Below are 12,591 nucleotides of genomic sequence, written 5' to 3'. Positions count from 1 at the left end.
AGAAATCTTAACGTATATAAAAGATTTCTCCACAAGGTCGAAATGACAAATTTGTTATTAAAAATTAAACCCTACTTTAAATCCTAAACTTCTACTGGTAGCATAACTCATATCTTCTACACCACTTACAAAACCATTTCCTTGAACCGCTAATTGTTCTGGATCGAAATGAGGGTTTTCTGTAATTACAAATAAATTGTTACCAATAACAGAAAAGTTTAGAGTTGAGGTATCTTTTAAACCTAAAAAACCTTCTTTTAAGTCTAATTGATAACCAATGGAAAACTGACGTAATTTTAAATAAGAAGCGTCATACACATTGTTTTCTTCGTGATTTCTGTCGTAAAATTGTCTGTAATAACTTTCTGCACCAACTGCAACTGTGTTAGGTCGTCCTGTATTTACATTAATTCCTTGGGCTACAATTCCAGCATCTGGTCTAAAAGCAGTTTCTGCCAATTGTCCACCAACGTTTCCTAAAGCACGTGTTCTAGATACGATTTCTCCACCATGTCTCCAGTCGAATAAGAAACTTGCATTCCAATTTTTATAGTTGAAATTATTGTTCCATCCTAATGTAAAATCAGCATTGTAATTTCCTATTTTCTTTAAAGTATTATCAGCAATATAAGTTCCATCATCATTTATTAAAAAATCTCCGTTCTCGTTTTTTAAATATCCAGTTCCGTACATATCTCCAACTCTGCCACCTTCTTCAACTTGAAAAAATACAGTTTGGTTAGCACTATCGTAAATTCTGCTATAAGCTAATGTTAAACGACCATCTTCTTGAGGTAAATCTTTAATAATAGCCCTGTTTGTTGCAAAATTAAAAGTGGTATTCCATCTAAAATTTTCATTTTTAATGGGGGTTCCTCCTAAAATAACTTCAACACCTTGTGTATTTACACGCCCACCATTTACAACTTGTTGATTGTAACCTGATGAGATTGCAATTGGCAAAGAAATAATTTGGTCTTTTGTTGTGGAGTTGTAATAGGTAAAATCTACATTCAAACGATCCTTAAAAAATCTTACATCAGCTCCAATTTCATATGAGGTAGTAATTTCTGGTTTTAAATTTGCATTCGGAATAAAATCTTGATTGCTAAAAGTAGGCTGTCCATTAAAAGGAGTTTGCGATACAAAAGCACCAGAAGTTTGGTACGGATTTGTATCATTACCAACCTGAGCAACACTGGCTCTCAACTTTGCAAAAGAAATACTTTCTGGCAATTCTGTTGCGTTCGATAAAATAAAACTTGTAGAAACTGAAGGGTAAAAGAAAGAAACACCATCCACAGAAAAAGGAGTTGCCAAAGCACTCGACCAATCGTTTCTTCCAGTGATATCTAAATATAAATAATCTTTATATCCAAATTTTGCAATTCCGTATAAAGAGTTGATTCTTTTTTTAGAATTAAATTGAAAAAACTCAACAGGCGAAGCAGCATTATTTAAACTAAAAATACCAGGTTGTGCCAAATTGGTCGTTTGTGCTTGTTTTGTAGATGCAGTTTGGTCTAATCTGTTTCCTCCAAAAGAAGCATCAAAAGAAAAATCTCCAAAATTATCGGTATAATTTAGCAAGAAATCTGTGTTTATTTCTCTGTAAAAAACATCGTGTTCTGCATAGGCTCCATTGGCAAAGCGGTTTGAACTAAAATTACGTTTAAACTGTCTTTTTTCTGAAGAATAATCCATTCCAGATCGTAAAGAAACACTTAATTTATCGGTAAACTTATGATTTACAGCAATGTTTCCAAAAACACGATCTCTATTAAAAGAGTTGGTATTTTCTTTTAAAATGAAAAAAGGATTGTCAAAAAACCTATAGTTAAAATTGTATTGTTGCACGCCTTCTAAACCAGGTTGCCAATAATCTCTTAAACTATCGATATTTAAAGATCTTGGCCCCAAGCGACTAAAGAATAATTTACATTTTCGCTACCATAACCGTTAGAGGGTCTATTATCGCTGCTTGAATTTACATAATTTATGGTAGAAGTAATTCTTGTTCTTTCTGTCGGATTAAAATTTGCTTTTAAAGCGACCGTTTTACGTTCTAAATTCACACCAGGAATAATAGATTCGCTATCTAAATCTGTAAAAGACAATCTGTAAGAACCTTTTTCGAAATTATTATTTATAGAAATATTATTGATGGTGGTCACGCCAGTTTGATAAAAATCTTTTAAATTATTGGGGTTCGATTTGAATAATGTTGGCGTAATTGTATTTCCACTATATAAAGAAGTATCGCCACCACGAACCACAGTTCCATCTGCTAAAGTTACAGGAGAATCGAATTGAGGAATTAAATTTCCAATATCTAATTTAGGACCCCAAGAGTAGGTAATTTCATCATTAACTCCAGCTCCATCTCCGTTTGCATATGCAAAATTTCCGCCATTTCCTTGCCCATATTTATTTTGAAATTTCGGCAAACGAAAAGGACTATCTAAGGTTACAGAAGAATTGATACTAATTCCCAAACCTTTTTTCTTGCTTCCATCTTTTGTTTTTATTACAATCACTCCGTTAGAAGCTCTTGTACCATATAAAGCAGCAGCACTTGGTCCCTTTAAAACAGTTACAGATTCAATATCATCTGGATTTACCTCCATGGCTCCGTTTCCAAAATCAATTTCTTGAAAACCATTTGCAGATTCATCTGTAAAGTTAAAAACTGTATTGTTATTTATTGGAGTTCCATCTACAATAAAAAGCGGATTGTTATTAGAGAACGAAGCTTCGCCACGAATGGTAATTTTTGATGAAGAACCCACACCTGTTGCGCCTTGAGAAATTGTTACACCCGCTAATTTCCCTGATAAATTATCTAAAAAATTCGCAGTTTTAACTTCTGTTAATTCTTTCGCTTTTAATTCTTGAACCACATATCCTAATTCTTTGGTTTTTCTATTTAAACCCAATGCCGTAACAACGATTTCGTTTAAATTTGTTTCGTCTTCTTCTAAAGAAATATTGATAACAATTCGATTGCCAACTGTAGTTTTTTTGGTTTTATAACCTAAATAAGAAAAGGTTAAAATATCTGTAGATGAATTTACGTTGATGGTATAACTCCCGTTTTCATCTGTAGTGGTTCCATTGCCTTGTTGGTTGGTAACACTTACCACTGGTAATTTTTCGCCAGAATTTTTATCAGTAACTGTTCCAGTAATTTTGATTTGTGAAAAAGTTATGCTAGCAAATAGCATAAAAATCCACATAAAAATATGTTTCATTTAGGTTTGATTTTTTGTGTAAAATAAATTTTGAAATTTTAGTATTGAATTTTATCAATACAATGGCTATTTACGCAAAAACAATAGGTGAACCTTTATTGAAGTTTGGAGCATGAAATACTTTTTTTATGTTGAAAAAAGTAGAAAAAACAAATATTTTTTGAAGTTTTATATATCTTTTTAAAAGATGTAAAATTGAAGCTGAAAGTGTTTTAAAACTATCGATTATTAATTGAACATCTTCTAGTTTGTCGATATCACTTAGAATTTCTAAAAAAGTAATTTCTAAATTTTTAGATTTTGAAATCGTGGAAATACACTTCTGTAAACGACTGGTTTGCCAAGGTAGTTTTAAAAAGGTTTTTTTATTGAAATGAGCCTTTTTAATTCCCATTAAATAAAAACCACCATCTTTTGAAGGACCTAAAACCAAATCGTTAGAAACTAAACTCTTTTCAGTTTCTAATAAATGGCGAACTTTTAAGTGAGGTGTGTCACTACCAATAGTAATTACATTATCGAAACCTTTATTAAAAAGGGTTTCGATGGCATTAGAAAAACGTTCTCCAAAATTGTTTCCAACTTGTTCTTTTTCAGAAAAAAGAAAGTATTTAATTTTAGACTTTTTAACTATTTTTAAAGTTTGCCTATTTAACGCAGAAAAAATTTCAGTAGAAAGAAACGATTTTCTTTCCACTTCTTTTTCAGCAGAGTTTGCAAAAATTAATATGGCAGTTTTGTTTCTCATTTTATTTATGCAAGGGGTTTAAACCCCTTGTTGTATTCAATTTTCCCCTTTAGGGAAATGTCCGAAGAACAAAGGGGATTTAAGCTACAACACCTTGACAACTACTTCCTGCGCCAGCAGTGCAACCATAACAATGTTGATTGATAATAATGTTTCTGTCTTGTAACAATTCTTCGTTATAATCTTTAATGTGTTTTACCTTACTTGCTACTTTTAAATTTAGCATTTGGTTAAAATCACAGTCAAACAACCAACCATCCCAACTTACGGATAATGTGTTTGTACACATTACATTTTCTACAGCTGCAGGATTGTATGCGTCTAACAAAGAGTGCATATAATCTTCATAATTATCTGAAGCAATTAAATAATCTAAAAAACGGCTAATGGGTAAATTGGTAATTGCAAAAAGACTATGAAAATCGATATCAAAATCTTCTTTCAATGCTTTTTTAAAATCATTTTCTAAAGCCATTTGATCTCCAGGTAAAAATGCTCCTGATGGATTATATACTAAATCTAATTTTAGATGAGATCCTGGCATTCCATAACCCACTGCATTTAATTCTTGCAATGCTTTTATAGATAAATCGAAAACACCTTTTCCACGTTGTTTGTCGGTTTTTCCGCGAGTCCAATGTGGCATAGACGAAACTACGTGTACATTGTGTTTTTTAAAAAATTCTGGTAAGTCGTAGTATTTTTTATTCGCTCTAATTATGGTTAAATTAGATCGTACAATAAAATCTTTAATTCCGGCTTTAGATGCTTCTTCTACAAACCATCTAAAGTTAGGGTTCATTTCTGGAGCTCCACCAGTTAAATCTAACGTGTGTGCTTCTGTTTTTTTGATGACTTCCAAACACTGCTTCATGGTCTCTACAGTCATAATTTCTTTTCTGTCTGGTCCAGCATCTACATGACAATGTTCACACACTTGGTTGCACATATACCCTAAATTTATTTGTAAAATTTCTAGTTTTTTAGGGCGCAGTGGAAAGTGACCTGTTTCTTTAATTTTTTCTGCAAATGTTGGTAATTCTCCGTTTGCAAAAATTCCGTTAGAAAGAATTTCCATTTGGCGAGACGTATTTGCAATATCGTTATTTCTTGCTTTTAATGATTTTGTAGCCATGTATTTTAGTATTCAGCTGTGCAGTTACAATTTTCAGTTAGCTGGTTTATGGCTACTGAAACTGTAAACTGTTTGCTTTTTTTACTTCTTTTTAAAATAATTACTTTTTAATTTAAAAATAAATGTATTTATAGTATTTACGAAGAAATTTGTGTTTTGGTTTTTTTGAAATTAGAGATTTCGCTAAAAAACGGGATAAGCGACCTCTAAAATTTTTTTCAAAAAGCAAAATTCACTTGAACTTATAGATACCCACTTTCGTTGGCATAAGCGATTCACACATTTTTTGCAAAAGCAAAAAATGGTTCTCTGTTTACATTTCTAATTTATTTACTTTATTCATCATTTGAACTCCATGCACCAAAGTTGCACCACTTTTAATGGCTGCACCCACATGAATTGCTTCCATCATTTCTTCTTTGGTAATACCTCTTTGTAAGGTGTCTTTAGTGTATGCATCTATACAATAAGGGCATTGTTCTGTATGTGCAACTGCCAAAGCAATTAAAGATTTTTCACGAGCAGTTAGTGCACCTTCTTCAAAGACTTTTCCATAATAATCGAAAAACTTGTTTCCAAGTTCTTCGCTCCATTCAGTTATTTTTCCAAATTTTCTTAAATCTGCAGAATCGTAATATGTTTTAGACATTATTTTTTTATTATGATTAAAAAGTGAAAGATAATAAATTTATTTTCCGTTCAAACTCCAATCGTACTTCAAATAACTTATTCTTGCATTTTTATTAATTTCTGTATTGGAATATTTGTTTAAATAATCGATTACAGAACCATTTTTAGTAAAATCTTTTTTAAACCAATCGAAAATTGAAGAAATTTGAACTTTTTTATTCGATATTTTATTTCTTGAAGAATCGTTTACGAATTCTTTCATTAATTTTTCTAAAGTAGCATCTACATTTTCTTCTGTAAACGCCATGTTTCCTAATTTCGGACAAGAACCAGATGCACAATTTACACCTACATGAATTCGAGGATCAAACAATTTCTTGCGTAAAATTTCATGTTCTATATGATCTAAAGTATAGGTTTTTCCACCAACTTTAGCAAAAGGGATTTTCCAAGCGGTTTTTCCTTTTTCTTTAATATTCATAATGCTTTTTAGTGGATAGTTTTCTAAAATAAGTTTAATGGTATAAGCATTGTACGCATTAATCCAAAAAGCTTTTTTCTTGTTTTCTGACCAAGAACTCTCTGGAGAGGTTTTTTCTAAATAAGAAATGTAACTGTCTAATTTAGCTTTGTCTTCTTTAAAAGCCTTGTAATCTACAACACCATCTTCGGTAACGTGCTTTTGAAGTAAATTGTTAAATATAGATGTTTGTGCGTTTGTTTGTGCGAATGTAAAAACGGTAATTAATGTTAAAAGTATTTTTTTCATTGTATATTTTTATTTGTTGCTCTTTTAGACGAAGGTTTTTTAAGTTGATTACAATAATAGTTCCAAAAGTTGTTAAATATACTGTTTGAGCTAATTTTTCTTTTGTTTTTTGAGAAAAATTAGCTCAAATTGAATCTTTCGCCTTCAATAAAGCCGTTAACCTACCTGTTGACTAGCAGTTACCTTCAAATAAAAATGATTATTTTTGCCGACAACTAAACAAATAAAAATACTAAAAATGAAAGCATATATCTTTCCGGGTCAAGGAGCACAATTTACAGGAATGGGGTTAGATTTGTACGAAAAATCTGCATTGGCACAAGAATATTTCGAAAAAGCAAACGCTATTTTAGGGTTTTCTATTACAGATGTTATGTTCGAAGGAACTACAGAGCAATTAAAAGAAACGAAAGTTACTCAACCTGCTATTTTCTTACATTCTGTAATTTTAGCGAAGGTTTTAGGAGATTCTTTTCAACCAGAAATGGTTGCTGGACATTCTTTAGGAGAATTATCGGCATTAGTTGCAAACGGTGTTTTGTCTTTTGAAGATGGTTTAACCTTAGTTTCTAAACGTGCTTTGGCCATGCAAAAAGCATGTGAAGCAGCACCATCTACAATGGCTGCAGTTTTAGGTTTAGAAGATCATGTTGTAGAAGAAACCTGCGCAGAAATAGATGGAGTAGTAGTCGCTGCAAATTATAATTGTCCTGGGCAATTGGTAATTTCTGGAGAAATTGAAGCAGTTGAAAAAACCTGTGCAATTTTAACTGAAAAAGGAGCAAAAAGAGCCATTTTATTGCCTGTTGGAGGTGCATTTCATTCGCCAATGATGGAGCCTGCAAGAGAAGAATTAGCAGCTGCAATCGAAGCAACTGAGTTTAAAGAACCATCTTGCCCTGTTTACCAAAATGTAACTGCTAGTGCTGTTACCAATGCAAATGAGATTAAGAAAAATTTAATGCTTCAATTAACTGCGCCTGTAAAATGGACCCAATCGATCCAGGCAATGATTGCTGATGGAGGTACCGAATTTATAGAAGTAGGACCAGGAAAAGTGTTGCAAGGTTTAATGCGTAAAATCGATAGAAGTGTGGCTGCAAGTGGAGCTTCTTTCGAGTAATTTTAATGATTATTGTGTCTGTTCGAGTGCAGTCGAGAACTATAGTTTTCGTTACATAATAAACCTTTCTTTAAATTACGTTTAGCTACTTTCAATTAGAATTATTCTAAATTTCAGTAATGCTCAAGGAGGCATTTAATAATAAAAAAAATCCCACTTTCTAAACTAGAAAATGGGATTTTTTTGTGAGATTTAACTCATAACTCATAACTCATAACTCATAACTCATAACTCATAACTCATAACTCATAACTCATAACTCATAACTCATAACTCATAACTCATAACTCATACTCTTAATTCTTAATTGGTTTCTGCGTTTCATTTAACAAGATAGGTTCTCCATATCCTAATTGTTTCATCCTTTTTAATTGTGTTTCTGCATCACCAACCACTAACCAAATCATTTTATCTGGATTTACATATTTATTTGCCAATTCTTTAATTTGCTCTTTGGTCATGTTATTTACAATGGCTTCTCTATCTTTTACATAGTCTGGCTTCCAACCATAATCGCTAATATTAGCGAGCATTCTTAATTTTGCACCAGCAGTTTCAAAAGCTCTTGCATTGCTTTTTATTAAGAAGCTTTTTGTAGTTTCTAAATCTTTATCAGAAAAAGTTTCTGGGTATTCTTCTAAAATTTTCTTTATTAATTGTGCAGATTCTAATGTTACATTGGTTCTTACTCCGCTAGAAATCGTAAAAGCACCTTTTGCTTTCGAACCAGAAAATCCAGAACGAATTCCATAGGTATATCCTTTTCCTTCACGTAATTCTTGTGTTAAGCGAGAAGCAAATCCGCCACCACCAAGAATGTAATTCATCACAGAGGCTGGATAAAAATCTTTCTCTGTAGCCGCTAAAGCTGGTGTACCAAATTGTAAAATAGATTGTTTTGCATTTGGAATGTCGTAAAAATAAACTGTAGGTTTTGTTGGAGCATCTGGAGTTTTATATTCAGGAATTGTTACTTCTTTACTTTTCCATTTAGAATTTAAATTGTCTAAAGATGTTATTAATTCTTTTTTAGAAATGTCTCCTACCACTAACATTTTGGCAACAGAAGGCGAAATATAATTGTTGTAAAAATCTTTTACGTCTTGTAAAGTAATCGATTTTACAGAAGAAACGGTTCCTAAAGTATTTTTAGAACGAATGTTGTCTTTTCCGTAAATTAACTCGTTATAAACATTTCTAGCTACAGAATTGGGGTTTGCTTCTTGTTGATTTAAGCTTGCAATGGTTGCTTTTTTAAGGAGATCGAATTCTTCTGCATCGAACCTTGGTTCTAATAACATTTCTTCGACCAAAGCTAATGTTTTGTTGTAGTTCTTAGAAAGTGTTATTCCGCTAATTGTTATTTCTTCTTTTCCAGAATAGATATAAATAGAGGCTCCTAATTCTTGAATGGCTTCTTCTAATTCTTGTACAGTTTTGTTTTTTGTACCTTTATTTAATAAATCTGCTGTTAAATTAGCGACCCCTAATTTATCCATAGATTCTAATAATTGCCCACCATCAATAGTAATATTAAATCTAACCAAAGGAACTTCGTTGTTTTCTATTCCGTATATTTTTAAACCATTCTCTAAGCTACTTTCATACACTGTAGGCACTGCTAAAGAAGGTGTTTTTCCGTAAGGAGGTTCTATACTTCTATCAAAAGAAGAAGGTGTTTTTTGGTATGTTGCAGCGATTTTTGGATCGAATTTTTCTTCTGCACCTTGTACAATTTTTTCTTCTACAACTTCGGCTAATTTAGAACCCTTTAAGGCCAGTGCTGCACTGTTTTTAGGTACAAAACTAGTGGCAATGTAATTTTTGTCTTTAATATAGGTATTATAAACACGCATTACATCTTCTGTGGTAACTGCTAGCGTTTTTTTAATATCTTCGCTTACATAACCTGGGTTTCCTGTATAGGTATTGTAAGAAGCTAAATTGGTTCCTTTTCCTAAAACGCTAGATAAACTTTGATAAAACTCGGTTTCTTGGCCTGCTTTTATTCTTTTTAAATCTTTTTCTGAAATTCCTTCTGCTTCAAATTTTGCAAACGCTTTTTCAACTCCTGCTTTTACTTCATCTAGACTTACATCATTAAAAGCTCGAATAGAAAGTTGCGTAGAGCCTGCTAATTCAGAAATATAGTTATACATAGAAGTGTAGGAAGTAAGTTTTAAATCATCTACCAAAACTTCATTTAAAGGAGCCGATTTTCCGTCAGATAAATACTGTGTTAATACTTCTAAAGCGTAAGAATCTGGATGATAAGATTCTACAGTGGGCCAAACCATTGTTAATTGTGGTACTCTTGCAAAATTATCTTCGTAGTATAAAAGTTTTGTTTCTTTTACAACCCCTGGTCTTTTATTTAAAGGAGGAATGTCTTCGCCTCTTGGAATTTCATCAAAATATTTATGTACCCATTCTTTTGCTTGAGCAACATCGATATCTCCAGATAAAACCAGAGTAGCATTATTAGGTACATACCATTTTTTAAAGAATGTTTTTACATCGTCTAAGGTAGCGTTTTGTAAATCTTCTAAAGAACCTATTACTTGCCAATTGTATGGATGATCTTTTGGATACAGGTTTTTTCCAATAACATATTGGTTGTGCCCATAAGGTGCGTTATCTACTCTTTGTCTTTTTTCGTTTTTAACCACTTGTTTTTCTTTCGCTAGCACTGGCTCTGTAACTGTGTTTATAAACCAACCCAATTTATCGGCTTCTGCCCAAATCATTTTTTCTAAGGCGTCTTTTGGCACGGTTTGTAAATAATTTGTTCTGTCTCTAGAAGTTGAACCATTTGCTCCAGAACCACCAATTCTTGCACTCATTTTATCTAAACCTCCTTTTCCTAAATTCTCAGATTCTAAGAAAAGTAAATGTTCAAATAAGTGGGCAAAACCAGTTCTGCCTTCAATTTCTCTGGCAGATCCAACATGTACCATTAGCTCTACAGCTACAACTGGGTCTGATTTATCTACGTGAAAAATAACATCGAGTCCATTGTCTAACTCTATTTTTTCATATTTAATACTTAGCTCTTTTTCTTTGGAACTAGTTTTTTTGGTTGAATTATCGCAAGCAATAAATAATAAAATACTCGCAAATACAAGGGTGATTTTTTTCATTTTTATGATAGATTTTAAAGACTAAAATTACTAAAATGAAATGAATAATGCTTTGGAATAGTGTTAAATAAAGGCAAAAAAAAACCTGAACTTAAAATTCAGGTTTTCGATTAAATTATTTTGCTAAAACGCACTCTTCGCAATCTTTTATTTCTCCGTAATACGTTTCTCTATATTTGTGTAAAGTTGCTAACGGAATTAAATTGAAGAGCATTTTTTTTATATACGTTACGTTGGTGGTTAGAACGCCCATTTCTCGGGTATGACGTTGTTCTAATTGAGTCTTTCTTTTAATGTTAATCAGTTTCATTGGTGTTCTTTTATCATTAATAATATCGGTTACAAAGTTAAGGTTGATATGTGTTGATGTCAATTTAGAACTGTTAAAACCTTAAAAATGAGCAGAGAAATGTAGAACTAAAAATGATACTGAGGTATCTTTAACAATTTGATAATTCAAGTACCTTATCATTATCATATAAAAAATAAAAAAAGATCTTTTTTAGTTGAAAAAAGCAAAAAATCACTCAAAATTAACTAAAAACGAGCTAAAATTGAGTGATTTCTGCGTAAAAACGACTTGTGATTTAAAATGATACAAGACTTAAATTTGACTTAGGACTTAGGACTTAGGACTTAAGACTTAGGACGTAAGACTTAAGAGGTAATGAAATGACCTAAGACGTAAGACAAAAGATGGCTTATAGTTTTAAATGCACTTGAGCCTAAAGCTAAAAAAAACGGTGCCCACGACTGCTAACTGAAGACTAAACACTGCCAACTGACTTACTGTTTCAACTGCCATTGCCAAGCAGAAGCCAAAGCTTCATCTAATGTTTTTTCTGTTTTCCAGTTTAATTCTTTATTTGCAATGGTTGTGTCTGCATAGGCAGCTGTAATGTCGCCTTCTCGTCTTCCAACAATTTTATAATTTAAAGGTTTTCCAGATGCTTTTTCGAATGCTTTTATTACTTCTAAAACAGAACTTCCTGTTCCTGTACCTACATTAAAAAATTCGAAACTTTTTTTATTTTTTTTGTTGATTAAACGCTGCAATGCTGCAATGTGTGCTTTCGCCAAATCTACCACGTGAATGTAATCTCTTACAGCTGTTCCGTCTGGAGTTGGGTAATCGTCGCCAAAAACCGATAATTCTTTACGAATTCCTGCTGCAGTTTGTGTAACAAATGGAATTAAATTTTGAGGCACTCCTAAAGGTAATTCACCAATTTTTATACTTTCATGAGCACCAATCGGATTAAAATAACGCAAAGCAATTGCGTTAATTCCATGTGCTTTGCTGGCGTCTTCAATAATTTCTTCACCAATTTGTTTGGTATTTCCATATACAGATTCTGCTTTTTTAACAGGTGCTTTTTCTGTAATTGGCAATTCATCTGCTTGCCCATAAACGGTGCAAGAAGAAGAGAAAATAAAATGATCTATTTTTCGATCTCTCATTTCTTGTAAAAGATAAACCAAAGCACTTAAATTATTTTCGTAATAATCTAAAGGCTTTTGCATGCTTTCTCCTACAGCTTTAAAGGCTGCAAAATGTATAATTCCATCTACTTTATTAGTATCGAAGAAGTTTTTTACATCATTTTTAATACGCAAATCAATTTGATAAAAATCTGGTTTTTTACCTGTAATTTCTGTAATACTATCTAAAACTTTTAAGGTTGTGTTCGATAAATCGTCTATAATAACCACTTCGAAACCTGCATTTTGCAACTCTACAACGGTATGTGAACCTATAAAACCTAAACCTCCTGTGACTAATATTTTTTTCATA

8 protein-coding genes and 1 pseudogene are annotated in these 12,591 nt (G+C 32.1%); 1 reads left to right on the top strand and 8 read right to left on the bottom strand.

The window, feature by feature from the left end; translation table 11 throughout:
• Positions 1 to 57: 57 nt before the first annotated feature.
• The 5 genes and pseudogenes from JL193_RS06015 to JL193_RS05995 all read right to left on the bottom strand — a co-directional run bounded on the left by JL193_RS06015 (position 58) and on the right by JL193_RS05995 (position 6,533).
• Positions 58 to 3,251, bottom strand: a pseudogene (locus JL193_RS06015) (SusC/RagA family TonB-linked outer membrane protein).
• 70 nt (positions 3,252 to 3,321) lie between these two features.
• On the bottom strand, positions 3,322 to 3,999 hold the full coding sequence (locus JL193_RS06010) for a TIGR04282 family arsenosugar biosynthesis glycosyltransferase (protein ID WP_207972927.1): 678 nt from the start codon (positions 3,997 to 3,999) through the stop codon (positions 3,322 to 3,324).
• A 79-nt stretch (positions 4,000 to 4,078) separates the two neighbouring features.
• Positions 4,079 to 5,134, bottom strand: coding sequence for an arsenosugar biosynthesis radical SAM (seleno)protein ArsS (gene arsS / locus JL193_RS06005; RefSeq protein ID WP_207972926.1), 1,056 nt, complete (start codon positions 5,132 to 5,134; stop codon positions 4,079 to 4,081).
• Between the two features lie 313 nt (positions 5,135 to 5,447).
• Positions 5,448 to 5,783, bottom strand: a complete 336-nt coding sequence (locus JL193_RS06000; RefSeq protein ID WP_207972925.1) for an arsenosugar biosynthesis-associated peroxidase-like protein — start codon at positions 5,781 to 5,783, stop codon at positions 5,448 to 5,450.
• 39 nt (positions 5,784 to 5,822) lie between these two features.
• A complete protein-coding gene (locus JL193_RS05995; RefSeq protein ID WP_207972924.1) occupies positions 5,823 to 6,533 on the bottom strand; it encodes a DUF547 domain-containing protein in 711 nt (236 codons plus the stop codon).
• 238 nt (positions 6,534 to 6,771) lie between these two features.
• Here JL193_RS05995 and fabD point away from each other — a divergent pair, with 238 nt between their 5' ends.
• On the top strand, positions 6,772 to 7,656 hold the full coding sequence (fabD, locus tag JL193_RS05990) for an ACP S-malonyltransferase (RefSeq protein WP_207972923.1): 885 nt from the start codon (positions 6,772 to 6,774) through the stop codon (positions 7,654 to 7,656).
• A 296-nt stretch (positions 7,657 to 7,952) separates the two neighbouring features.
• Here fabD and JL193_RS05985 read toward each other — a convergent pair whose 3' ends face one another.
• The 3 genes from JL193_RS05985 to galE form a co-directional block, all read right to left on the bottom strand.
• Positions 7,953 to 10,796, bottom strand: coding sequence for a M16 family metallopeptidase (locus JL193_RS05985; RefSeq protein ID WP_207972922.1), 2,844 nt, complete (start codon positions 10,794 to 10,796; stop codon positions 7,953 to 7,955).
• Positions 10,797 to 10,911: 115 nt separating this feature from the next.
• A complete protein-coding gene (locus JL193_RS05980; RefSeq protein WP_437440086.1) occupies positions 10,912 to 11,169 on the bottom strand; it encodes a hypothetical protein in 258 nt (85 codons plus the stop codon).
• A 413-nt stretch (positions 11,170 to 11,582) separates the two neighbouring features.
• On the bottom strand, positions 11,583 to 12,590 hold the full coding sequence (gene galE, locus JL193_RS05975; RefSeq protein WP_207972921.1) for a UDP-glucose 4-epimerase GalE: 1,008 nt from the start codon (positions 12,588 to 12,590) through the stop codon (positions 11,583 to 11,585).
• Position 12,591 lies beyond the last annotated feature (1 nt).

This window comes from Polaribacter batillariae, assembly GCF_017498485.1.
Classification (GTDB): Bacteria; Bacteroidota; Bacteroidia; order Flavobacteriales; family Flavobacteriaceae; genus Polaribacter; species Polaribacter batillariae.
This window is presented reverse-complemented; position numbering and strand designations above follow the sequence as displayed.

Bases quoted from the DNA above. Each gene is read 5' to 3' on its own strand.
- JL193_RS05995 (WP_207972924.1), bottom strand. From the start codon at position 6,533: ATGAAAAAAATACTTTTAACATTAATTACCGTTTTTACATTCGCACAA.
- JL193_RS06000 (WP_207972925.1), bottom strand. From the start codon at position 5,783: ATGTCTAAAACATATTACGATTCTGCAGATTTAAGAAAATTTGGAAAA.
- arsS (WP_207972926.1), bottom strand. From the start codon at position 5,134: ATGGCTACAAAATCATTAAAAGCAAGAAATAACGATATTGCAAATACG.
- JL193_RS05985 (WP_207972922.1), bottom strand. From the start codon at position 10,796: ATGAAAAAAATCACCCTTGTATTTGCGAGTATTTTATTATTTATTGCT.
- galE (WP_207972921.1), bottom strand. From the start codon at position 12,590: ATGAAAAAAATATTAGTCACAGGAGGTTTAGGTTTTATAGGTTCACAT.
- fabD (WP_207972923.1), top strand. From the start codon at position 6,772: ATGAAAGCATATATCTTTCCGGGTCAAGGAGCACAATTTACAGGAATG.
- JL193_RS06010 (WP_207972927.1), bottom strand. From the start codon at position 3,999: ATGAGAAACAAAACTGCCATATTAATTTTTGCAAACTCTGCTGAAAAA.